The organism is Chitinophagales bacterium, assembly GCA_041392475.1.
In the GTDB taxonomy this organism is placed as follows: domain Bacteria; phylum Bacteroidota; class Bacteroidia; order Chitinophagales; family UBA2359; genus JAUHXA01.
This window is the reverse complement of sequence record JAWKLZ010000001.1, coordinates 1,281,031-1,306,319: the sequence shown is the minus strand read 5'-3', so window position 1 is coordinate 1,306,319 and position 25,289 is coordinate 1,281,031. Positions and strand designations below refer to the sequence as shown.

The following is a 25,289-nucleotide window of genomic DNA, read 5'->3' as shown; positions in this document are numbered from 1 at the left end:
TGAATGATACAATTTGAAGAAGAAAATAGTTGGAATCACTTCAAATGGTTGTCTCAATTCAAAAAGGCTTCTAAGAGAAGACAAGGCTTTAGAGAATTGCGGGTAGAAGTATTTCGAAGTACTGTTCGTTTGGTGAAAACAGGATTTTATTTTGTAGAGGGCGAGAAAATATTTTTGGACAACCAACAAAGTGATTTTTCGGACACTGTTTATTATAAAAGTCCTAATCATGTGTCAAACATTGAAGTGGAAGGAACTTGTGGGGTTTCTGTTATCAATGCAGACTGTATCGAAACTGCTCGCTTGATTGCTTTGTCGGGTTACAAACCTGTGGTGTTGAATATGGCCAATCCTGAAAATCCAGGTGGTGGGGTTTTGAGGGGAGCAGGAGCGCAGGAGGAAAATATTTTTAGAAGGAGTAATTTGTTTCGGTCATTGTATCAGTTTGTGGGGTATGGTGAGAGGGTGTATGGAACATACAGACATCCTGAGTACAGCTATCCTTTGCAGCCAGAAACGGGCGGTATCTATTCTCCAAATATCACCATTTTTCGTGGTTCAGAACATAATGGTTATTGTTTGCTTCGTGAACCCTATCAGCTTGCATTTGTGACTGTTGCAGCCATGTATAGCCCCGAGTTGGTAATACAAAATGGCGTGTTTCGTATAGCAGATTCCTTTGTTGAGCCTACCAAGCAAAAAATCAGAACCATTTTACGGATAGCTATTTTGAATGGGCACGATAGTGCTGTTTTGAGTGCGTTTGGTTGCGGGGCTTTCTGTAATCCGCCCAACCATGTTGCGCTCTTGTTTCAAGAAGTATTTAAGGAAGATGAATTTAGAAACAAATTGAAGCTCATCGTTTTTGCAATCATTGATGACCACAATGCTTGGAAATCGCATAATCCAAATGGAAATGTTTTGCCTTTTCTAAAAGTATTTGGGTGAAGATGCATTGAAAAATTGACTGCTAAAACAAAACTCTAATAGTGGATTCAGTGTTTTGTATCTTGAGACAATTGATTTTTTACAATACAATTATTTAACTAAAAAACCTATTACCCTATGTCAATTCGATTGGGAGATATTGCTCCAAATTTTACTGCAAAAACTTCAATGGGTGAGATTAATTTTCATGAATGGCTTGGTGACAGCTGGGGTTTATTGTTTTCACATCCTGCGGATTATACGCCTGTTTGCACTACTGAATTGGGACGTACGGCAGCTTTGAGTGGAGAGTTTCAAAAACGTAATGTAAAACCCATTGCAGTTAGTGTAGATCCATTGGTTAGTCACGAAGGTTGGATTAAGGACATTGAAGAAACACAAAATGTGACGGTGAATTTTCCCTTGATTGCTGATGAAGATGGTCATGTTGCACATTTGTACGATATGATTCATCCCAATGCTTCTGAAAAAGCTACAGTGAGAACTGTCTTTGTGATTGATCCCGACAAAAAAGTGCGATTGACCTTGACTTATCCTCCTTCAACGGGTAGAAATTTTTTGGAAATTCTACGGGTGATTGACAGTCTTCAACTGACAACCTATCATAGTGTTGCAACGCCTGCTGATTGGCAACAAGGTGAAGATGTGGTGGTTTCTCCTTCAATTGCTACGGAGGACATTCCTGCAAGATTTCCGAAAGGTCATAAGGTTATCAAACCTTATTTGAGAACAACTCCTCAGCCGAATTTGGATTAGCAGGAGGATTGAAGTGAAATAATGTACAACGCAATATGGAGGTAAGTTTCTGTATTGCGTTTTTTTGATTTGAAGTACCAATTAAGATTGTTGTAAAAAACCTGTTGGTGTTTCGCCAAATTCTTTCTTGAACGCCCGACTAAAAGAGCTGGGAGTTTCAAATCCAACGCTATAAGCGACTTCGGATACGGTCATTTTATTTTGAGACAATAGATCTTTGGCTCTTTTCATTCGGAAAGATTTCAGTAAATCAATGGGGCGTTTTCCCGTGAGTTGTTTTACTTTTCTGATAAAATGCATGTGGCTGAGATTAACGCTTTGGCACATAGAGTTGACATTGAAGTCAGAATTGTCCACATTGTTTTCCATTAATTCTACCAAGTTTTTGAGCATAATTTCGTCTGGAGAGGTGAGTTTTATTTCTTTAGGTTTTATTTGAAAATTTCGGTTGAGCCTTTTTTGGAAAGCAGCTTTTTGTTGTAAAATATTTCTAATTTTTAGCACTAAAATTTTTGGGTTGAATGGCTTGGTGATGTAATCATCAGCTCCTACCTCATATCCTTCCATTGCATGGTCTTCCAGTGATTTTGCAGTTAGCAGCAGTATGGGAACATGACTGGTTGCAAAATTCTTTTTTATTCTTTTACAAAATTCCAAGCCATCCATTTCAGGCATCATGACATCACTAATGATTAAATCTAGGTTGTGATTTTCTGCAATTTTCAGTGCTACCAATCCATTTTCGGCACTCACAATATTGTATTCTTTAGTGAGCAATCCTTGTAGAAAGATTAGCATATCAGGGTTGTCCTCTACTATAAGTATGTTCTGACGACTTGGATCTAAATTATCAGGTATTGCATTTATCCCCAACAATTCCTCTTTGATTTCTGCAAGGGATAGTTGAATTTCTTGTTGGGCATAGTCATAATTCAAATCCGTAAAATGAATAGAAAAGGAGTCTTCTTTTTGCAAAAAGACAGGAATGAAAATGTTAAAATGGCTGCCCTTATTCAGTTCACTCTCTACCTGTATGATGCCTTGATGAATGCTAACCAAATCTTTGATATAGGATAAACCAATCCCTGTACTTTCTTGCGTATTGTCTATACTTTTTTGGTGATAATATCTTTCAAAAATATGTTCCATCACCTCTGGTGAAATGCCACTACCGGTATCTTTGACTTGAATGAAAAAATATTCGAGATGTTCTTTCGGCAAATCATACTCGAATGCACTTACCTTTTTTAAACACAAACCGATTATACCCTCATCTGGCGTATGTTTGAAGGCATTAGACAATAGATTGACAACGATTTTTTCAATCTTATCGGTGTCTAATAAGACGATTTCATCTTCCACCGAAGAATGAAATGTTAAAGGAATATTTCTTTTTTTCGAAAGGTTTTGAAAAAGCTCGGTTATGTTGAAAAGGAATTGATCCAAATTCGTTTCTCTTAATTGTAAGGCCATAGAACTGTTCTCGATGCTTCGAATTTCCAACAATTGATTGATGAGTTTTAGCAGTCTTGAAGCATTGCGTTCTACAATGTCGTAAAGTGTTTTTCTTTCGTGTTCAGAATGTGTGTTTTTTGGATTTCTCAATTGATTTATAGGACCTAAAATTAAGCTCAAAGGGGTTCTTAGTTCATGTGATATGTTGGTGAAAAAACTCAATTTGGCTTTGGATAATCCTTCAACTTGGCTGACCATTTTTTCCAGTTTGTCTCGCTGGCATTGAATTTTTTGATTTTGTTCTTCTAAGTTTTTGTTGTTGTTTTCTAGTGATTTAGATTGTGCTAAGATTACCTTTTGCTGCTTTAAGATTTCCTTATTTTGGAGTTGTATTTTCTTTCCTTTTGATTTCAATTTCTCGTTAACCTCATGTAGGCTGGTGTTTAGTTTTTCTAACGCTTTGTTTTTGGAAAATATATAATAGCTGAATATAAAAATAGTGGCTAAAAAAGAGGCAACCAATGTGATAAACCAAGCCCGTTTCCAGACAGGAGCCTGGACAATAAAATCTACCGCAGAGGGTGTTTCATCTATGTTAGATGCTAAGTCCATTGCGCGAACTTCTAGGCGGTATTTGCCATTGGAGAGGCTCAAAAAAGTGTGGTGTTGTTCAGTAGAGAATGTCGACCAAGAGCCTCCATTTAAGCGATAAGAATAGGATAGTTTTTCATTTGCAGTTTCTTCAAAAAAGTCTTTTCCTTCCCACTGAATGATGGTATTCCCATCCGAAGAAACTTCCTTTGAAAAGAAAGTGATTTTAGTTTCAGGTGGAACATCATCAGGAGTGTATCGGTGGGTGACAAAGTTTTTGTAAAGATTTGGCTGTTTTTTATTGTAAGAAAAAGCCCTTCTTTTCCAACTTCTATCAGAACGGTTAATCCAGACAGAACTATCAGAGGAATGGTTAATATCTCCACCTTCAAAATCCATGTTCATTTCAATGGGGAAAATATTGTTTTGCCATCTGATGCCATCAAAGTGACAAATGTCATTTTCAGTAGCTACCCAAATATTATCATTGGAAATGGCATCAATACTAATAATGGTATTGTTGGTAAGTCCTGATTCGGTGTTGTAGTTTTCCCAAGTTGTTCCATCAAAAATAAAAATACCATAATACCTTGATCCTACTATTAATTGGTCTTGGGTGCTGGCTACAATATTCGTGAATTGGGCCAGTCGTTCATTTGGAGGACGGTCCCATTTTTCTCCATCCCAAAAAAACAATCTGCTGCCTCCTATCCATATCTTACCATCAGGAGTTTGCCCAATACCATAAGCATTCGATTGATCCAATCCATTTTCATTGTATTTATGGTGTATCCATTTGAGAGAACTCGCCTGTGGATTGACAAGCTGCAATACACCACTCAACTGTCCCTTTTCATTTTCAGTATCTACGCTTCCTCCAAACCATATAGAGCCATCCATTGCTTCAAAGACTGCTCGATAATCAATTCCCCAAGAGAGAGTTGGATGCAGTTGTTTGTACCACTGTTCATCCTTCAAAAAAGCTGTTGCGGCTACTCCTTGATGAGAACCTGCTGCCCATATTTGCCCTTTTTGAGTAACAAAAATTTTTACAGGGGCATCAATAAAACCATCTTCCACATCCCAGGCAATCCAGCGATTTCCGTTTTTTGCAATGGCTTTACCTTCCACATCTAGAAACCATTGTTCTTCATTCCCTGCTTCACATTGAAAATTCAACCCATTGTAGGTAATCCATCTATCTGAGGAGTAGTCCACTAGATAAACTTTGGATTTCAATCCCGAAATCCAAAGTTTGTTGGCTTGACTTTTATGAAGTTGAAGTTTATTTGCGGGAATTTTATATTTTGGGGCATCATAAATGGTCCACTTTTCATCTCTAAAAGCGTATAATTTTCCCAAAGCACCAATCCAAATAGTTCCATCATTGGTTTGAACAATATCGTTGGTGTATTCATCACTTCCGAATAATTCACTCAATTGGATTTTACGCCATGTTCCATCGCTGTAAATATTGATGGGTATTTTGAAGGATGAATTTACAACCCAAATTTCGTGGTTATCGGCTTCAATTAATTTTTGAAATTCTCCAAATTGAATGTCTTTATTGGAGGTAAAATATTCGTATTCGGTGATGTAGGTAGAAGGTTTGTTTAAAGGCTGAAACTTAATTAATCTTCCTTTCTCTCCAAAAGTCAATGCTAACCAAACTTCACCTGATTTTTGCTCTAAAATATCGGACACATTAACGAAATCATCCCCTGCCAAAACCGCTTCTGGAAACCGTATCCAATTGAAATCTAATTGTTGAGCTTTTAATGCTTCAATTCGACGAGAAGAAGTATAAAAGTATTGTTCGCCACATGGATACATATGTAAGACACCTACTTCGGAACTAACCATGATGCTTTCATCAGAAAACTCTTGAATTTTAATAAAATTGAAGCTGAAATTATTTGGTGACTTCAAAAGAGGTTCCCAATGACTGCCATCATATCTAAAAATCTGTTTGGCAGAAACGGCATAGACTAAACCATTTTTTGCAATGAGTACTTGCTCTATAGGCGCATCATTTAATCCGTTTTTCTGATTTTTGTGTAATCGCCATTGATAACCATTGTATTCAAAAATACCATCATTGACTCCTATCCAAACAGTGCCATTTTCTCCCTCTGCAATATCACGCACTCCCTTTCCTTCTAATTCTGGGAAGTGTTTCCATCGCCAAGATTCAGAAAGAGGATTTACAATATCGGGGATGTATGGCTCCATAGCCTTTATACTCGAAAAATATCCGAAAGCTAAAAAGAAGATAAGTAGGTTTACTGATTTTAATGGCATCAATACTGTCTAATGAAAATTTGATTTATTCTTAAAGATAGGTCTATTGTAAGTTATGGAGTAAAAAAAGAGTAAGAATTTTTGCGTTATTTCCAAGGTTAGAATTTATGTTGTTTTCTTTTATTTGTAAAAATTTGAAAAAGTTGTGTTTAATTAAAATGATACTATGGCTTTGAATCATTTGAAAAAGGAAATTCTTACTTTTTCTCCTTGACTTGTTAATTTTTGTATAGCAATAGTTAAATATGGAAAAGGATTAAGAGGAAGAAAGAGCTACGTTTGCTACACAGGTAAGGTTGAAGACAATTCTACTTAACTAAAGCAATATTACCATTTTATACAATATTCTCTTCCCAAAAATCATCATTTACGATTGATTGATTTCTACAAACAAACAAACATAATGAAACAAAAAATTTTACTCTTAGTCTTCTGGTTTTTACTAATAGGGCTTCATGTTCAAGCCCAGACAACCTACGATTTTACAGATGGATCTTTAATTGCAGCTGGTCAAAGTGAAGATGGTTCGCTTACGCTATCAGGTAATTACAGTCATCATGGTGAGCAATATGGGCTTAATATGAAAGTCGATGGTGAAATTAATATTACCGTGTTAGGAAGCAGTACTATTAGATTTATAGGTTCTAAGCACTCAGGTTTAAACATGGTAGGTACATCAGTAGAAACTGGTGATTTAGGAACACACGAAACTAAAGTGGTCAATGATTTGGAGGATACCTATGATTTTGTTTACTCTGGAACAGGGCGTACTTTAAACTTCAAGTTAGTAGCAGGTAGTGGAAATGACCTTTATCTACCTAAAATTGAAGTGATACCTTCAAAATCGGGAGCAGAGGCTTCAATAGCAGAAGATAATATTATCTATTACTACGATTTCAGAGATGGAAGTATCGTTCCAACAACAACTGATGGACAGTCGGATATCAACATGGGACTTTTGGGAATTACCGTTGGTTCGAGCAATGCTTATGGTTACAATGGTGGACAACATGGATGTTTTTTTAAAACAGGCAATCAAATTCATTTGCAAGTTGAAGGTAATACTACTATAAAAGTAGGTGGAAGTCAATTTTCTGATGGAACGATTGATGTTTCCAGTACTACTGGGGTATTTGATATCGCTTCTCAAGCTTCAATGACTACTGGGAATTTTGGTAATGATGGCTCGACTGTGGACTTCTTGTATGTAGGAGAAGCAGGCGTTGTGACTCTGGATTTCACTGGTACGAATTATGTTCCCTACATCGAAACTGTTCCTGTGCCTTTTGAAGTGACTTTGACTCCTTGGGTACAAAAATCGGGAACTATTACCATCAATGATGTAGAAATTACTGTTGAATCAGGAGTTGATGCTATAAGTGAACCCAGAGTAATAGTAAGCGAAGGCACTGTCATCAGCACTACTTTGGATTTTGCTTCAATTTTGATAAATTTAGGAGGGGCAGAATTATCAACTTATACTCCAACATTTGCAGGAGATATTGAAAAAGTAGAAGTAAGTGGCGATGAATTGCTGATAACTTATACAAACAACACATCAGACCCAACTTCTTATATTGTAAAAGTAGCGGACAATAGCATTGAAGTCGTAGCAGAACTAGGGAAAACTTATACTTACAACTTTTTTGATGGTTCTGAACTTCCACAAATAAGCTATTCGGCTTTGCGCTATTCTACCTTCATTACAGGCGATGGAATTTTGACCATCAACAGCAATACGGATGAGGAAGCCTTGCAATTTGGATACCATGATTCTTCTCATGGAGGTGTCTTTTTTCCTGGCAATACTTTTGAAATAATAGTGGCTGGAGATGCCATTATCACATTTATTGTTGATCAATATGGTTCTGCAGTAGATGCTGTTTTTGAAATAACCGATGCAAATGGTACTGTATTGGGTACGATTGCAGCTCAAAATATTGAAGCAGCAGTAGATGCTTTTCCAGTTAATTTTTCTTATACAGGTGCCAAAGGAGTTGTTACTGCAACACTTAAAAGTACAGATTTCCCAACGGCTGAAGTGTATATTCACGGTTTAAGTATAGAAAATGCGGCTGCCGTTGATCCTGGAAATGGCAAAATAGATGTTTGGGATTTTGCAGCAGAGCAATTGGATTCAACGCTTTACAACAATCACCTCACCGAAGATGTCATCAATGGATGGTACGATTCTTCCATCACCGTAGGTAGTACAGGGAATGTTTTACCGAGTAGTTGGAGTGCAGGTAGTTTGTCATGGGTAGGTGGCGGAAATGATCGATTGAGATCTACCAATGGCAACCTAACTCGTTATGATGAAAATATTGGTGGTGTAACAGGTTATACAGGTAGGGTGTATGTAAACTCTTCTGCAAATACGGGTAGGTATATGAGTCTATCTTTGAATGAGGATGATGAAGTGACGATTGTTACCAAAACAGATTCAGGAGGAGAACTTAACTTTCAATATGTTCCTGACCCTGATTCTCAAACAGATGTAGTGACTACGCCTAGTGACCTTGTCGAGTTGAAATTTGTAGCAAAAGAGGCAGGTATTTATCATATTTTTGATACACAAGGAAAGCCAAGTTATTTTAGATTCCTCAGAAAAAGTGCCAATTACATCGAGGTTACTGGTGCTGTGGATGTTACTCAAGCAGAGGGGATTCCAGAAGGGTATGAAATCGTATTTACTAATCAAGCAGGAAAATCTTGGAGTTCGCCAGTTGCTAGTGATAAGTATAGTGTAAACTTACCCGCAGGATATACCTACAATTTGAGTCTTGCCAACGCAAACGGTTTCATTATTAGCAGTGCTACATCATTGGAGGTGACAGAAGAAACAGGTGCATTTGATATCACTATTGTAAAAGCTGAATTATATACTGTTACGGGTTCTATCACTGGATTGGGAATGGATCTTCTTGATCTTACTTTGATTTATACGCCCGACCCAGAAGCAGGTGTAATTTTTATTCCAGAACCAGTTATTAATGTTGAAGCAGGTACATATTCCTTAGAACTTGAAGCAAATGTAGCATATACTATTTCGGCTGAAGGAGTCAATGATTATTTCATCACTGAAAATACCATCACTATTGGAAATGCCAACACAACATCGGATATAGTTTTTAACTCCAAACCAGTTTATCAAGTATCCATTGATGCACAAGGTTTAAGACCTGATCAGTTAGCGGATTTGAACCTTACTTTTAGCAATCTATATGAAGCTGGATATGATTATAGTTTTGCAGATTTGGCAAATATTAACCTAAGAGACGGAACTTATACGGTTTCTTATGATGGTTTGGATGCCTATCCAGTAGAACTTTCTTTAACCTCCAATCTTACGATTGCAGGAGCAAGTAAATCGAAAACCCTTACATTTATCCCTGTTACTTTTTGGGGATTTGACGACAACGGAGTTACCAATGGCGACCCTGCCTACAAAGGATTGCTTTTCACAGGTCAGGCTTATACAGAAAATAACAAAACCCATTTGGCTACTAAGCCAGATGCGACCATTCAAGTGCCTGTAAATACAGGGCAAAGAGTGATTGTATCTTATTACTACACAGCAGATTTCTCTATTGACGGAGGCGCGCCAATAACTACCAATTCACAAAGCACGAGTACTTTTGAAAGCGTAAAATATGATTACACTGGTAATACTGAAGGATATGTAACGATTGTAGTTGGAGCGGGTTCTTCTACTACTTATATCACAGATATTGAAGTATATAGCCCAGTTGCATTTAGCACTACTCTTACAGTAGGTGTAGATAAAACGTATCAGTTAATCAACGAAGCTTTGGCTGCAATCAGAAGAATGGAAAGACCCAATGATGAGCGTGTCACTATTTTGGTGGATCCAGGAAACTACGAAGAAATGTTGTTGATAGATGAAGACAATGTTACCTTGAAAAACGCTTCTTCAACTCCAACCATTGAACTTTTGAATAAAGGAGTTGACATCGGGTCAGAAGCAGTAAGAGTCACTTCTTACTATGGACATGGCTATGATTATTACAGCATGAGTAGCGACCAAAAATGGCACGCCGATGTCTTGCAAGTAAATATTGAAAATGGATACATCTCTTATAAAAATAAGGGTTCAGGAACTACCAATGGTTCTTATTGGAATGCTACGGTAGTGGTTACAGCCAATGGTTTTGAAGCAGAACATATTATTTTTGAAAACTCTTACAATCAATATATTTCCCAGAAAGAAGCCAATGATGTGGTAGTAGAATGGACTTCTGGTGGAAAGGGAACAAGACCAACGGATTATGGCAATGTGGATGTACAAGACCGAAACTTTAGAGAAAGAGCTGCTGCTATCGCTTACACCAACAATGCTGACAAGTCGATTTTGAACAAATGTCGTGTAGTAGGTCGTCAGGATTCTTTTTATGGAGGAACAAATTCCAGAGTTGTGATGTATAAAGGCTCTGCAATGGGAGCAGTAGATTATATTTTTGGAGCAATGACTGCCGTTTTTTACAAGACAGATTTAGCTATGAATACGGCCGATGATAGTAATGATACTGCCTACATTACAGCTGCTCAGCAAAGCAGTGGTAGAGGATATCTCATGTATGAATGTAATGTCACTACTGCAATACCTGAAATCGAAACAGCATCTACTTACCGTTCGAAGCCAGGTTACTTTGGAAGACCTTGGCAAGCAACTACGAGCGAGGTTGTTTTCTTCAACACGAATGTAGGAACAACAGACTTTACTGGATCTGAAGGATTGTCTTTAATTCAACCTTTAGGATGGCAAAATACTCTAGGAGGAGAATCCACGATGATGTACGAATACGGTACATTGGAAGAATCGGGAATAGACAATAGTTCTATGAGAGCTTCATGGGCTACCTTATTGACCGAACCAAAACTATCGGATGGAACGGACATCACCACCTTCAATTTCACAAAAGGCAATGATGGTTGGGATCCACTGCCTACATTGATTGAGAATGATATGGTTGGAATCAATGATACTCCACTTCAGACTTCGGTTGAAATTCGTTCTTATGCTAACAATGTGGTTATATCTAATGTGAAATCGAATACGGCGATTAACATTTACAACCTCAATGGTCGATTGGTCAAAACCATGAAAATAAATGAGGACACAGAGTTCAGTTTTCACAATGGTTATTGGATCATAACTGCAACTGCGGAGGATGGTGAGAAAGCCGTAAAAGTATTCTTAGATTGATGTAAATCCAGAATAAGGTTCTGAGATACTTGTATTTCAAAGGTTCATCGAAGAATCTAGTGGCATTAGACTTTGGTAGTTTGAAAATCTAAATTTTACGATAAGAAAACTTCCAAAGTCTTGAGTCTTCCGCTATGTACTTCGATGAGCCTTTTTATTTTCTGGTCTTTACTACAGTGCTTGTAAATGATTAGACTTTGGACGAAAGATTAAAGACATAAAACAAAAAAAAAATAAATCATTGACAGCAAAGGAATTAAGTGAAATTGTATTGAAAATGCAATTTGCTCATAACCAAACATTTACTTCTTTTATCTTTCTACTTATGTCTTTCGTCCAAAGTCCAATAAATGAACTGATAAGGCCTACCTTTAACCACGCCTGAAAGGGCGAAAATATCCAAAAAATAGCATGAGAAAAAAAAATAGAAAAATAACCATATTGTGTTTTATTGTTTTTTGTACGTTTATAGGTTGCAAGCAAAAAATAGAAAAAATAAACGACTCTGAACCTAAAAAAGAATTAACGATTTCTGATTCGCTGAAATGGTCTGAAAGAATGGCATTGTCCATAATGAAACGAAATTCTCTATTGTGGCAAGTAGACGGTATAGAACAGCCATTATGGGATTACAAACATGGACTTCTCGCTCTTTCTTTTGAAAAATTATATGAAAAGACCAAAGACGAAAAATATTATCAATACGAAAAAGGATTTGCAGATGTATTGATTGATAGCACAGGTACTATCAATAATTACAAAATGGAATCCTACAATATTGATTTGGTCAATTCAGGAAAAATACTATTTAATCTGTATGAAAAGACCAAAGACGAAAAATACCTCACTGCAATACAAACGCTAAGGAAACAATTAGACGGACATCCAAGAACAAATTCGGGAGGTTTTTGGCACAAAAAGATTTATCCTTATCAGATGTGGTTGGATGGATTGTATATGGGACAGCCATTTTATACACGATACACCGTTGAATTTGAAGGGGGTAAAAATTTGGATGATATAGCCAAACAATTTGAGCTCCTTCACACACATACATTAGATGAAAAAACTGGACTTTTATACCACGCATGGGATGAAAGCAAACAAATGGGTTGGGCTGACAAAGAAACTGGTAAGTCCCCAAATTTCTGGTCTAGAGCAATGGGTTGGTACTGCATGGCCTTGGTAGATGTATTGGATTACTTTCCAGCAGATCACCCAAAACAAAAACAGTTGATTCTTTACTTGAATGAAATCTCTACTGCCTTAATTAAATTTCAAGATGAATCGGGAATATGGTATCAGGTGACAGATATGGGAGGTAGAGAAGGAAATTACTTAGAGGCATCCGGAACTGCAATGTTTGCCTATGCTTTTGCCAAAGGAGCAGACAAAGGATACTTACCTGCAAATTTTAAAGATGTAGCCAATAAAGCATTTGATGGACTAATACGAGCGTTGGTAAAAGTAGATGAAGATGGTGAAGTCCACATTACGCAAGTATGTAAAGGTGCTGGTTTGGGTGGAAACCCTTATAGAGATGGATCTTATGAATATTATCTTAGCGAGGATAGAAGGGTGGATAACCTACATGGTTTAGGGCCATTTATTTTGGCAGCATTGGCCTTAGATCGGTGAAAATTTTTGATTTATAGCTTCAAAAGTCAAGGCTTCCGAAATTTTCGTTTTCAAAAGAGCTTGACGGTGAGAATAATCAACCATCTTTTAGAAATAAATTTCGGAAGTCTATATTGGGAATTTATTTCGTCGGAGTTCCTTAGTTCTTTGCTCCTTCGTCCAAAACCTAATAAGTACAGCAAACATAAAAATAACTAAATGACATACTTACAAAAAAATACTATTGCGTTTTTGCTTACTCTTTCGGCGTGTACTTCAATGTCAGGACAAATACTTGATAAGTCATGGAAGCATATAGTGAATAAAGAAGAAGGTTCTTGGTTTGCATCCGAAGAAGCAAAAGAAATTGCAGAGAATGTATTACTTTATCAAAGGAATATTGGCGGGTGGCCCAAAAATATTCAAATGCATCAACCACTTACCAAAGAGGAGAAAGAGGATTTAATTGCGCTTAAAAATGATACCCATGACCTCACAATGGACAATGGAGCAACTACTCAGGAAATGCTTTTTCTTTCTAAAATCTACAGACAAGTCCCCGATGATAGATACCAAAAGGCATTTCTATTGGGCTTAGATTACTTACTGGTAGCGCAATATGATAATGGAGGATGGCCACAATTTTACCCCTTGCGAAAAGGATACTATACGCACATTACGTATAATGATGATGCAATGGTCAATATTTTAAATGTACTGAAAGAGTGTATGGATAAAACCAGTTATTATTCTATAAACCCTCCAGAAGAAACGCTTCAAAGAGTCAAAATAGCATTTGACAAAGGAATTGATTGTATAATAAAAACACAGTACAAACAGAACGGAGTCTTGACAAGTTGGTGTGCTCAACATGATGAAAATACCCTAGAACCTGCAAAGGCTCGTGCTTATGAACTTCCCTCTTTGAGCGGAAGCGAATCGGCAAAAATCGTTTTGTTGTTAATGTCCCTTGAAAATCCATCGAAAGAGGTGATTACTGCTGTGAATAGTGCTGTTGAATGGTTTGAAAAAGTGAAAATAACTGGATTGGAGATAGATCGCTTGTATGATGAAAATGGTAAAATCATTGATAAGAAAGTAGTAGCTGATGCAGATGCTCCTCCTTTATGGGCTCGTTTTATGGACTTAGAAGACAATACTCCTTTCTTCTGTGATCGGGATGGGATTAAAAAATATTCATTAGAAGAAATTGGTGAAGAACGTAGAAATGGATATGGTTGGTACACGAATAAGCCAAAAGAGGTTTTAAAACGATATCCAAAATGGAAGGAAAAATATTCAAGTGGAAATGGGGAAACTGAAAAAGTAAGTAAGAAACATACAGATGAGTTTTACATAGTAGTGGACAAAAGTGGAAGTGGAGATTACACTAGTATTCAAGAGGCAATAAACAACACCAAATCATTTCCCTATGATAGAATAACCATTTTTGTGAAAGACGGAGTATATTACGAAAAAGTCAAAGTTCATGAATGGAATACCAATCTCTCTCTCATTGGAGAAAGTAAAGACAAAACAATCATTACTTATGGCGATTATTTTGATAAAATAAATCTTGGGAGGAATAGTACCTTCCATACTTACACAGTTCTTGTAGAAGCTAATGATTTTATAGCAAAAAACATCACCATCCAAAATTCTTCTGGTGATGTAGGGCAAGGCGTAGCATTATCCGTCACTTCAGATAGAGTAGCCATCATCAATTGCAGTCTTTTAGGAAATCAAGATACACTGTATGCTTCAGGAGAAGGAAAACAATATTACAAAGACTGCTATATAGAAGGTACGACTGATTTTATATTTGGAAGCAGTACTGCTTTTTTTGAAAATTGTACAATACACTCTAAAAAAGATTCTTACATCACGGCTGCATCGACTCCTCAAGGCACAAAATATGGCTATGTTTTCAAGAATTGTCAACTTACTGCTGATGAAAATATATCTAAAGTTTATTTAGGCAGACCGTGGCGCATTTATGCAAAAACGGTATTTATTGACTGCGATATGGGAGAACATATTCTTCCCGAAGGTTGGCACAACTGGTCTAAACCAGAAGCAGAAAAAACGTCGCTTTATGCAGAATATAAGTGTACTGGTAAAGGATTTCAACCTGAAAGTAGAGTAGCTTGGTCACATCAACTTAAAAAATCTCAAGCAAAAAAACATACGATTCAAAATGTTTTAGGCAGCCAAAATGATAACTCCAATGACTCTTGGTATGCCAAATTTTAGGAATCACATCAACCATAAGTTGTAAAAAAATATGCACACAATATTACATCTCAATTAAACAAAGTGGTTTCATCAATTCAGATGCTAAGCCAGATAGAAAGACTACGGAGTCATTTTTTGACTCGTAGCTTATTTAAAACCGAGTTAAAATTGGAAATAAATGGTAATCTGATAAAGATTGCTACTTTTTATTGCAGTAAGTTAATAACTGCATCATAAATGTTATTTTTGGGTTTTTCAACTTATGGATTTATAGATAAATTAGCGTCAATTAACTTTACAAAAAAAAATGGTTTAATATATGGATAATCCTTTTTCTCTTAATAATAAAATTGCACTTATCACTGGGGCAAGTAGGGGTTTGGGACAAGCTCTTGCCATAGCACTGGCCAATGCAGGAGCAACCGTTATTTGCAGCAGTTCCCGCTCTGGAGGCACCGATGATACTATTCAAAAAATTATAGACAAAGGAGGTGCTGCCTTTGGAATTGCAGCTGATCTGAGTGATAGAGGAGCAGTGAAAAATTTATTAGAAACTGCATTCGAAAAATATGGGCGAATTGATATTCTTGTCAATAATGGCGGAACAATTGCTCGTTATCCTGCCACTGATTTTCCTTTGGAAGAGTGGGACAGGGTCATTGAAGTGAACCTGACTGCTTCTTTTTATTTATCTCAATTGGCGGGAAAAAAAATGATTGAACAAGGAAGCGGAAAGATCATTAATATTGCTTCAATGCTCTCTTATTCAGGAGGAATTACGGTTCCTGCCTATACAGCTAGTAAACATGGAGTGGCAGGAATTACCAAAGCTCTTGCCAATGAATGGGCGCAATACAATCTGCAAATCAATGCAATTGCGCCAGGATATTTTCGGACGGATAACACACAAAAGTTACAGGATGACCCCATTCGTTCGGAATCCATACAAAACCGTATTCCTGCCAATCGCTGGGGCAATCCAGAGGATTTGGGAGGAGCACTTGTATTTTTGGCTTCAAGTGCCAGTGATTATGTCAATGGAACAATCATCAATGTGGATGGCGGATGGATGGCGAGGTAAGCAATGAACCAAAATTATAAAAAGTTAAATTAAATATAAATTCAAAAAATGGTATCACCAAAAACAATCGGAACAGCAAAAACTACTGAGACAAAAACACTACAAGAACGAAGACACGATCTACAAGTCGTTGTGCCCGTCAAAAATGAGATTCGGAAAGTAGAAGCTTTTTATGCAACTCCTGTGCTCAACAAAGCAGAAGAAATTATTGGCGAATCCAATTCCACTTTTCAGTTTTTGAGACTTGCTAGAGTCTTGTTGGAAAAGGGAAATACAGCCCATCGAATTCTTGAGAATGAGGAGGCTGTTTACTATGTCAATCGTGGAGTAGTTTCAATTAGCATTGGAGATGAAAACTATAAATTAGGTAAAGGTGATGTGCTGTATGTCGGTATTCATTCCCGTATTGCCATTACAACTGACGACCATTGTGATGTAAGTGAGTTCAAAGCAGTAAAATGCCATACCGCTTATCCTATACAATTGATTCGCCATGCGGATATTGAAGGAACAGAATTGGCTGCTGACTTGGGCAACAAAAGACCTACTTCAAAGCGTACAGTATTCAAATTGGTAGATAAAAATGTACAAGCCAATCGCTTGCTTTTTGGAGATACCTATATGGCAAATCGAGGAGGAGTAGGAAGCTATCCTCCGCATTTTCACGGCCCTGACGGCCCTCATGGATTGGGCATGAACGCCAAAGAAGAAATCTACCATTTTAGATGTGAATCTGATATTGAAGGAGATGTACCTTATGTGCTGCAAAACTGCGCTTTACCAGAAGAAAAAGTAAATGTCTATGCCCATATTTTTGATGAAGTGGCCATTAATGTAACTCCGACTTACCATGACACCATTGCACCGCCCGCAGTAGATTTTATGTTTACTTGGTGTCTGGCAAGCTTTACTGAAGGACATAGAGACTGGTCCGAAATATACAACAAGCCAGGATATGAACTTGAATGGTAATATTTAGAGAAACTGTTTTCCACAGTAACTCCAAATCAGTTTAAAATTTTGAAAAAAAAAGGTTGATGAAATCAATTTACATTTTTATTATTACTGTGCTGTTATTCAGTTGTAAAAACGAGGTTCAGGAAACGCCAAAGGAAAATCCTTGGGGGAAAATGGATGAGGTTTTGTCGCAAATAAAAGCACCTACTTTTCGAAATAAAAATTATTCTGTAACTGATTTTGGAGTTACTAAAGATATAGAACAGAATTGGTTGGATGCGTTCAACAAAGCAATAGAAGTATGTCATTCTGAAGGTGGCGGAAGGGTAGTAGTACCTGCGGGTGAATATATACTGAATGGCCCTATTCATTTGAAAAGCAATGTCAACTTGCATATTTCCAAAGACGCTCTTGTGAAGTTCAGTACCAATGCATCGCATTATTTACCTGTCGTTTTTACACGATGGGAAGGAGTGGAGTGCATGAATTATTCGCCATTGATTTATGCGTATGAACAAACGAATATAGCTGTCACAGGTCAAGGTGTTTTAGATGGACAGGCTTCAGAAGAACATTGGTGGCCATGGTGTGGTAGTGAAAGATATGGATGGAAAGAAGGAACACCTCGACAACAAGATGAAGAAAGTCGTGGTAAACTATTTAAAATGAATGAATCTGATACACCCGTTGAAGAGAGGGTCTTTGGAGAAAATACCTATTTGCGCCCCAATTTCATTCAGCCCTATAAATGCAATAACATACTTATTGACGGAGTCACCTTCAAAAATTCGCCAATGTGGGTTGTCCATCCCGTACTTTGCGAAAATGTAACTATACAAAATGTCAAAGTCATCAGCCATGGTCCCAATAGCGATGGCTGCGATCCTGAATCTTGTAAAAATGTGTTGATTAAAAATTGCTATTTTGACACAGGGGATGATTGCATTGCATTGAAGTCGGGTCGGAATCAAGATGGAAGACGCATTGCCCGTCCTATTGAGAATGTAGTTGTGCAAGATTGCACCATGAAAGATGGCCATGGAGGAGTAGTTATAGGAAGCGAGGTATCTGGTGGCGCAAGAAATATCTTTGCTGAAAATTGCCAAATGGATAGCCCTAATCTTGACCGAGCGATTCGGGTCAAAACCAACAAGACAAGAGGTGGAATTATCGAAAATTTATTCTTTAGAAACATCATGGTAGGAGAAGTAAAAGAGGCCGTGGTCAAAGTAAATATGCACTATACCATTTCTACCAACCCCAATCAAGATTACATCCCAACCGTAAGGAATATATATGTTGAAAATGTAAAATCTTCCAAAAGTAAGTATGGGATTTTGATAGAGGGTTATGATGATAAAAATACAGTGGACAACGTACAATTGAAGGACTGCCACTTCAATGGAGTTGAATTGGCCAATTCTTTAAAACATTTTTCTAATCTTAAATTGGAAAATGTATTCATCAATGACGAGTTAATAAAGACCGAATAAAATTTATAAAACTTCAAAAAAATATGCTTTTGAAAAATCAAACGCTTATCATTAAATATACTTTTATTGTTATTGTTTTTTTTCAAACTATCACCTCCGTAGCTCAGGTTTGGCAGCCCGATTTAGGAGATGGGTATTACAAAAATCCAATCATTCATGCGGATTATTCCGATCCAGATATACTTCGAGTAGGGGAAGATTTTTACATGGTCGCATCTAGCTTTAACAGTGCGCCAGGACTCCCGATTTTACATTCTACAGATTTGATTCATTGGGAAATCATCAACCATGTTTTCCAACGCCAAATGCCCGATTCCACATTTTCAAAACCCCAACATGGTAACGGAGCTTGGGCACCTTCCTTTCGTTTCCATGATGGGTTTTATTACATCTTTTATGGAGATCCTGATTTTGGGATTTACATGTCTAAAACAAAAGACCCCTCCGGAAAATGGTTACCTCCATTGCTCATCAAAGCTGCAAAAGGATGGATTGATCCCTGTCCATTTTGGGATGAAGATGGCAAAGCATATCTTGTACACGCTTTTGCAGGGAGTCGGTCGAGTATCAAAAGTGTGTTAGTTGTCAATGAAATGAAACCAGATGGAAGTGAATTGTTAGATGATGGTGTTTTGGTTTTTGATGGACATCAAAATCATACAACCATTGAAGGTCCCAAATTTTACAAGCGCAATGGATATTACTATATTTTTGCACCAGCGGGCGGAGTGCCTACGGGTTGGCAAACAGTCCTGCGTTCAAAAAATATTTACGGCCCCTATGAGGATAAAATTGTCTTGCATCAAGGAAAAACCGATATCAACGGCCCACATCAAGGCGGTTGGGTAAGTTTGGAAAATGGCGAATATTGGTTTGTGCATTTTCAAGATAAAAACGCTTACGGTCGCATCGTGCACCTGCAACCTATGACATGGACAGATGATAATTGGTGCATCATCGGAAAGGATGAAGACGGTGACGGGATTGGTGAACCAGTGGACAAATTCAAAAAACCGAATCTAAAAAACAATAAAGGCAATACTATTCCTCAAACCTCTGATGAATTTGATGCAAATACCCTTGGACTGCAATGGCAGTGGCATGCAAATCCTTTTCCTACTTGGGGTTTTCCACAAGGTAGCAAAGGAAAGTTTAGGCTATATGCCCATGAGATACCTGGTGAATCAAACAACCTATGGGCAGCAGGAAATTTGTTGTTGCAGAAATTTCCTGCACTTGAGTTTTCAGCAACGACTCAAGTTGAATTTTTTCCGTCTGATAAAGAAAATTTGACTGAAAAAATGGGATTGCTCATCATGGGAATAGATTATTCCTATTTGGCTTTGGAAAATCAAAATGGTCAAATGTCACTATTGCAGGTCGTTTGTAAAAATGCAGAAAAGGGGGGGGAAGAAAAAGTGATGAAGAGAATATCCTTCAATGCCACCTCTATTTATTTCAAAGTAACGGTAAAAGCTGATGGTATTTGCCAATTCAGTTATAGCAAAGATGGAAAAGATTTTACGGATTTTGGTGAAAAATTTACAGCCAAAGAAGGAAAATGGATAGGGGCAAAGGTAGGGCTGTTTGGTACTCGAAGTGGAAAGACAAACGATTCAGGATATGCGGATTTTGATTTTTTCAGAATAACCGATTGATGGTTTGAAAATATCGTTCTTTTAAGAAAAGGTTGGTCTTAGATTTTTGAAAGTTTTCTTTTTAAATGGAAATGTCTTATTTTTTTGTCCTTCAATGCTTTAATCTCGCAATTCAAAAGTCTTAAAAATATTATCACAAACAATTTAAAGAAAAAATCAAGAATGAAAAATACCATTTTACTACTTTCTTTTTTATTTCTCTTTTATGGATGTAGCAGTCATTTCGACAAAAATACATCTGTCATCTACTTGGCGGGAGACTCTACCATGTCGGAAAAAGAACCAAAGGCACGTCCAGAAACAGGCTGGGGTGAAATGCTTGGAGATTATTTTGAAGATGGGATAAAAATAGAGAACCACGCTAAAAATGGTAGAAGTTCTAAGTCCTTTATTTTTGAAAGCAGATGGGATACTATAGTGGGAAAATTAAAAAAGAATGATATTGTCTTTATTCAGTTTTGTCACAACGATAGTAGCCCCACGAAAAAAGAACGATACAGCACTCCTGAGGAATACCGAAAAAATCTAATTAAATTTGTAACCGATACCCGTCAAAAAAAAGCAACTCCTGTTTTGTTTACCCCTGTAGTGAGAAGGCGTTTTAATGAAGAAGGAGAATTTGAAGAAAGTCATGGAGAATACCCTGATATCATAAGATCGATTGCAAAGGAATACAAGGTTTCTTTAATAGACATGCAAAAAAGCAGCAAAAAAGCTTTAATTGAAATGGGCGAAGACGCATCCAAAAAGCTCTACATGATTTTGGAAAAAGGCGAAAGTGCAAACTATCCAGACGGTAAAGAAGACAATACTCATTTTTCTCCAACAGGGGCAAATTTGATGGCAAGTTTAGCAGTGCAGGACATCCGTTTATCGAATTTGGATATCAAGAAGTTTTTGAAAAACCCCTAATTAGCAGTTATTGCCCCCTTTTTTTGAAGATGAATGTAGAAATAAACAGAAATGTGAATTTTAGAATATCCTTTGTTAAAAAGAGGCTGTCTTACTTTCCTAAAAAACTCTACCATTGTGCATTCAATGATTGAAGCAGACTAAGTACTCAAATAGACTTAATGACATCGAATGAGTAGAAAATTATCTGACACTAACTTTACTTTGATGAAAAAAAATTACAAAATTATTCCAATTTTACTTTTTATTTTATGTTGCTGTTCCTGTACTTCCAATCAACCCAATGATAAAACGGAAAAAGAGGAGGCTCTTTTTTTCAACATTAAAAATCCTACCAATCAAGAATGGGTAGGAGAAGTAATTAGCGTACCAGTGAGTATATTGCAGCAGGAAAACGAAAAGTTGGATTGGGCCAAAATTGGCTTTTCGATCGACACCAATTTACCTTATCAATTAATAGATGAGGATAAAAATAACATTCCTGAGGAAATACTCTTATTGGTTGATTTGAAAGGAAATGAAGAAAAAAAGGTAAATGTGAATTTTTCAAATGTAAAGGGTACTTCTGAATTTGCCAAGAAAACGCAAGCTGAAATCTCACATAAAACAGGCGGAAAATGGGAAGGAAAAGAATACAAAGAGGGTACTTTTAAAAATGTCAATTCACTCAATGTACCTCCTGAACACACCGACCACTCATGGTTTATTCGCTATGAAGGGCCAGGTTGGGAATCCGATAAAGTAGGATATCGTTTTTATTTAGACTGGCGAAACGCAGTGGACATATTTGGGAAGAAAACATCTGATATGGTGCTTCAAGACGTTGGGCAAGATGGATTTGATTCTTACCATGAACCTTCTGAATGGGGGATGGATGTATTGAAAGTTGCAGGATCATTGGGTATTGGGTCTATTGGTTTTTGGGGAGACGAGAAAGCAACTCGAATTGAAAAAACAGATTCATTGTATTGTGAAATTTTACAAAACGATAACCTTCAATCCAAAATCAGAACCCAATATTACGGGTGGCAAATCAATGATCAAAAATTGGATTTGACATCTGATTTAACTATTCAAGCAGGTAGTAGGCTTACCCGTCAAGATATTGTTATGAGCAATCCGCTTCCCAATATTTGCACAGGAATTGTAAAACTTGAAAATGTAGATTTGATGCAAAATATACCAACTAGTAATAAGGAATGGGGCTATATTGCAACTTACGGGCCGCAATCATTGGCGAAAGATAATTTGGGAATGGCTGTTTTTTTTAAAATGGAAAATGTACCACAGATAGCGGAAGACAAAGAAAGTCATGTCGTTGTGCTACAACCCACCGGTAATAAGTTGACGTATTATTTTGCAGCAGCATGGGAACAAGAATCCAATGGAATCAAGACTATTGAAGATTTTAAAAATTACCTAAACGGACAACTTGAAAAGTTAAATCAGCCCATAATGGTAAGCAAATGATTATTTAGAAGCCTATCTTTGTGAAAAACAACAACATTATGAGAATGAATTAATCCAATTTTTATTTAAAAAAAGGAATTCAACTTGAGAACAACTACAAAACCATTTTTGGGAGAACATTTTTTATTGGAAAATGAAACCGCAGAACATCTCTATCATGTGTATGCTAAGCCTATGCCAATTATTGATTACCACTGTCACCTCCCACCTGACCAGTTGGCAAGTAACCATCAATTTTCCAATTTGACGAAAGTTTGGTTAGACGGAGACCACTACAAATGGCGTGCAATGCGTACGCTCGGAGTGGACGAAAAATACATCACAGGAGATGCCAATGATTTTGAAAAATTTCAGAAATGGGCAGAATCTGTTCCTTTTACCATTCGTAATCCCTTATTTCATTGGACACATTTGGAGCTGAAAAATTACTTTGACGTTGATGAACTATTGACTTCAAAATCAGCTGCTTCAATTTATGAACATTGCACAGCCTTACTGCAAACGCCCGAATACAGTACACAGGGTTTGGCCCGAAAAATGAACGTGGATGTGATTTGTACAACAGATGATCCTTTGGATAACTTGGAGCATCACAGAAACCTTTCTCAGCAAACATTTAGCACAAAAGTCCTTCCAGCATTTCGACCAGACAAAGCCATTCTTATTGAAAGCGAAAATTTTGTTGACTACATCCAAAAGTTAGGAAAAGTAGCGGGTTGCAGCATTGAAAATTTTGACGATGTACTTCAAGCCCTGCAAAATAGAGTTGATTTTTTCCATGAAAATGGCTGCCGCTTATCAGACCACGGATTGGAGCAGACCTACGCTTCAGATTTTTCCCAACATGACCTTTCTACTATTCTACGAAAAAGAATAAAGGGCGAAAAGCTGCATCAAGAAGAAATAGATGCGTATCGTTCTGCTACTTTGTTTCATCTTGGAAGAATGTATGCAGACAAAAACTGGGTGATGCAGCTACATTTAGGCGCATTGCGAAACAACAGCAGCCGCATGAAACGAATTTTGGGGCCAGATACTGGATTTGATAGTATTGGAGATTGGTTTCAAGCATCCGCTTTGTCTCGATTTTTGAACCATTTGGATGAAGAAGATAAACTGCCAAAAACCATTTTGTATAACCTCAATCCAAGAGACAATGAAGTGATGGCTACTATGATTGGAAATTTCAATGATGGTTCTGTTCGAGGAAAAATGCAGTTTGGTTCTGCATGGTGGTTCTTGGACCAAAAAGATGGTATGGAAAAGCAAATCAATGCTTTGTCCAATATGGGCATGTTGAGTTGTTTTATTGGAATGTTGACGGATAGCCGAAGTTTCCTATCTTACCCACGTCACGAATATTTTCGCCGTTTACTCTGCAATATCATTGGCAAAGACGTACACAATGGCGAATTGCCAAATGATGTAGAATGGTTGGGTGGAATCATTCAGGACATCTGCTACAACAATGCAAAAACATACTTTGATTTCTAAATAATTTATTCCCAAATATTTCTAAATTCGATTGATTAAAATATATGAAAAAAATAGTCACATTCGGCGAAATCATGTTGCGCTTAACCCCTCCAGGATGGCAGCGTTTCTCACAAGCCAGTTCTTTTGATGTTGTCTATGGCGGTGGCGAATCCAATGTCGCTGTTTCTTTAGCCAATTATGGACTGCCAACGGAGTTTGTAACCAGACTTCCAAAAAACGATATTGGAGAGTGTGCATTGATGGAAATGCGTAAAAGAAATGTCGGAACCCAACACATCCTCAGAGGCGGCGAACGATTAGGAATTTACTTTCTCGAAATAGGAGCCGTCAGCCGAGGTAGTAAGGTCGTATATGACCGAGCAAATTCGGGAATGGAAAGTATAAAACCTGGCATGATTGATTGGGAAGAAGTATTCAAAGATGCCCAATGGTTTCATTGGACGGGTATTACACCTGCCTTATCACAAGGAGCAGCAGATGCTTGTTTGGAGGCGATTAAAGTCGCTAACAAAATGGATGTAACGGTTTCTACGGATTTGAATTATCGTAAAAACTTATGGAATTATGGTAAACAGCCGAATGAAGTAATGCCTGCTTTGGTAGAAGGTTGCGACATTATATTGGGTAACGAAGAAGATGCAGAAAAGCACTTTGGCTTGCACCCAGAAGGACTTGACGTAACGGCTGGTCACGAAGTTGATGCAAAAGCCTATTTGTCTGTTTTGAAACAAATGATGAAAATGTTTCCTCGTGCAAAGAAAGTAATCACAACCCTTCGAGGTTCAATCAGTGCTTCTCACAATACTTGGTCGGGTGTTCTTTATGATGGCGATACCTTGTTTGAAGCCCCGACTTACCAGATTACGCACATTGTCGATAGAGTGGGCGGCGGAGATAGTTTTATGGGAGGTTTGATTTATGGTTTGCTGAACTATGAAGAAGACGACCAAAAAGCATTGGATTTTGCAGTGGCAGCTTCTTGTTTGAAACATACTATTTACGGTGACGCAAATCTGGTAACAGTTGACGAGGTTGAGAAGTTAATGGCTGGAGATGCAAGTGGGAGAGTAGCTCGATAACTGAAAATATAT

14 protein-coding genes are annotated in these 25,289 nt (G+C 37.3%); 13 read left to right on the top strand and 1 reads right to left on the bottom strand.

Annotated features, from left to right (window positions below; all coding sequences use genetic code 11):
- The first annotated feature begins 3 nt into the window (after positions 1–3).
- Positions 4–948: a TIGR02452 family protein gene (locus tag R3E32_04755; protein MEZ4884031.1), complete on the top strand. Its 945-nt coding sequence runs from the start codon at positions 4–6 to the stop codon at positions 946–948.
- A 117-nt stretch (positions 949–1,065) separates the two neighbouring features.
- Positions 1,066–1,704 (top strand): peroxiredoxin, encoded by a 639-nt coding sequence (locus R3E32_04750; protein ID MEZ4884030.1) that lies wholly within the window; start codon positions 1,066–1,068, stop codon positions 1,702–1,704.
- Positions 1,705–1,785: 81 nt separating this feature from the next.
- Here the strand turns inward: R3E32_04750 and R3E32_04745 are convergent, their stop codons facing one another.
- Positions 1,786–5,982 carry a response regulator gene (locus R3E32_04745; GenBank protein MEZ4884029.1) on the bottom strand — a complete coding sequence of 1,399 codons (4,197 nt, stop codon included), beginning with the start codon at positions 5,980–5,982 and terminating at the stop codon, positions 1,786–1,788.
- Positions 5,983–6,454: 472 nt separating this feature from the next.
- On the opposite strand from R3E32_04745, the gene R3E32_04740 reads away from it, so the two are divergent.
- From R3E32_04740 to R3E32_04690, 11 genes are all read left to right on the top strand, one after another.
- Positions 6,455–11,278 (top strand): pectinesterase family protein, encoded by a 4,824-nt coding sequence (locus R3E32_04740; GenBank protein MEZ4884028.1) that lies wholly within the window; start codon positions 6,455–6,457, stop codon positions 11,276–11,278.
- 411 nt (positions 11,279–11,689) lie between these two features.
- On the top strand, positions 11,690–12,916 hold the full coding sequence (locus R3E32_04735) for a glycoside hydrolase family 88 protein (GenBank protein ID MEZ4884027.1): 1,227 nt from the start codon (positions 11,690–11,692) through the stop codon (positions 12,914–12,916).
- A gap of 198 nt (positions 12,917–13,114) precedes the next feature.
- Positions 13,115–15,148 carry a pectate lyase gene (gene pelA / locus R3E32_04730; GenBank protein ID MEZ4884026.1) on the top strand — a complete coding sequence of 678 codons (2,034 nt, stop codon included), beginning with the start codon at positions 13,115–13,117 and terminating at the stop codon, positions 15,146–15,148.
- Between the two features lie 301 nt (positions 15,149–15,449).
- Positions 15,450–16,211: a 2-dehydro-3-deoxy-D-gluconate 5-dehydrogenase KduD gene (gene kduD / locus R3E32_04725; protein ID MEZ4884025.1), complete on the top strand. Its 762-nt coding sequence runs from the start codon at positions 15,450–15,452 to the stop codon at positions 16,209–16,211.
- Positions 16,212–16,259: 48 nt separating this feature from the next.
- Positions 16,260–17,183 (top strand): 5-deoxy-glucuronate isomerase, encoded by a 924-nt coding sequence (locus R3E32_04720; GenBank protein MEZ4884024.1) that lies wholly within the window; start codon positions 16,260–16,262, stop codon positions 17,181–17,183.
- Between the two features lie 65 nt (positions 17,184–17,248).
- Positions 17,249–18,661: a glycoside hydrolase family 28 protein gene (locus R3E32_04715; GenBank protein MEZ4884023.1), complete on the top strand. Its 1,413-nt coding sequence runs from the start codon at positions 17,249–17,251 to the stop codon at positions 18,659–18,661.
- Between the two features lie 23 nt (positions 18,662–18,684).
- On the top strand, positions 18,685–20,319 hold the full coding sequence (locus tag R3E32_04710) for a glycoside hydrolase 43 family protein (GenBank protein ID MEZ4884022.1): 1,635 nt from the start codon (positions 18,685–18,687) through the stop codon (positions 20,317–20,319).
- Between the two features lie 162 nt (positions 20,320–20,481).
- Positions 20,482–21,231 (top strand): rhamnogalacturonan acetylesterase, encoded by a 750-nt coding sequence (locus R3E32_04705; GenBank protein MEZ4884021.1) that lies wholly within the window; start codon positions 20,482–20,484, stop codon positions 21,229–21,231.
- 207 nt (positions 21,232–21,438) lie between these two features.
- On the top strand, positions 21,439–22,701 hold the full coding sequence (locus R3E32_04700; protein ID MEZ4884020.1) for a DUF4861 domain-containing protein: 1,263 nt from the start codon (positions 21,439–21,441) through the stop codon (positions 22,699–22,701).
- A gap of 84 nt (positions 22,702–22,785) precedes the next feature.
- A complete protein-coding gene (uxaC, locus tag R3E32_04695; protein ID MEZ4884019.1) occupies positions 22,786–24,195 on the top strand; it encodes a glucuronate isomerase in 1,410 nt (469 codons plus the stop codon).
- Positions 24,196–24,239: 44 nt separating this feature from the next.
- On the top strand, positions 24,240–25,277 hold the full coding sequence (locus R3E32_04690; GenBank protein MEZ4884018.1) for a sugar kinase: 1,038 nt from the start codon (positions 24,240–24,242) through the stop codon (positions 25,275–25,277).
- Positions 25,278–25,289: the final 12 nt, after the last annotated feature.

What these genes read in the sequence shown, in the direction of transcription:
- R3E32_04720 (MEZ4884024.1), top strand. Translation starts at nt 16,260, where the DNA reads ATGGTATCACCAAAAACAATCGGAACAGCAAAAACTACTGAGACAAAA.
- R3E32_04715 (MEZ4884023.1), top strand. Translation starts at nt 17,249, where the DNA reads ATGAAATCAATTTACATTTTTATTATTACTGTGCTGTTATTCAGTTGT.
- R3E32_04705 (MEZ4884021.1), top strand. Translation starts at nt 20,482, where the DNA reads ATGAAAAATACCATTTTACTACTTTCTTTTTTATTTCTCTTTTATGGA.
- pelA (MEZ4884026.1), top strand. Translation starts at nt 13,115, where the DNA reads ATGACATACTTACAAAAAAATACTATTGCGTTTTTGCTTACTCTTTCG.
- kduD (MEZ4884025.1), top strand. Translation starts at nt 15,450, where the DNA reads ATGGATAATCCTTTTTCTCTTAATAATAAAATTGCACTTATCACTGGG.
- R3E32_04735 (MEZ4884027.1), top strand. Translation starts at nt 11,690, where the DNA reads ATGAGAAAAAAAAATAGAAAAATAACCATATTGTGTTTTATTGTTTTT.
- R3E32_04690 (MEZ4884018.1), top strand. Translation starts at nt 24,240, where the DNA reads ATGAAAAAAATAGTCACATTCGGCGAAATCATGTTGCGCTTAACCCCT.
- R3E32_04710 (MEZ4884022.1), top strand. Translation starts at nt 18,685, where the DNA reads ATGCTTTTGAAAAATCAAACGCTTATCATTAAATATACTTTTATTGTT.
- R3E32_04745 (MEZ4884029.1), bottom strand. Translation starts at nt 5,982, where the DNA reads ATGGAGCCATACATCCCCGATATTGTAAATCCTCTTTCTGAATCTTGG.
- R3E32_04750 (MEZ4884030.1), top strand. Translation starts at nt 1,066, where the DNA reads ATGTCAATTCGATTGGGAGATATTGCTCCAAATTTTACTGCAAAAACT.
- R3E32_04755 (MEZ4884031.1), top strand. Translation starts at nt 4, where the DNA reads ATGATACAATTTGAAGAAGAAAATAGTTGGAATCACTTCAAATGGTTG.
- R3E32_04740 (MEZ4884028.1), top strand. Translation starts at nt 6,455, where the DNA reads ATGAAACAAAAAATTTTACTCTTAGTCTTCTGGTTTTTACTAATAGGG.
- R3E32_04700 (MEZ4884020.1), top strand. Translation starts at nt 21,439, where the DNA reads ATGAAAAAAAATTACAAAATTATTCCAATTTTACTTTTTATTTTATGT.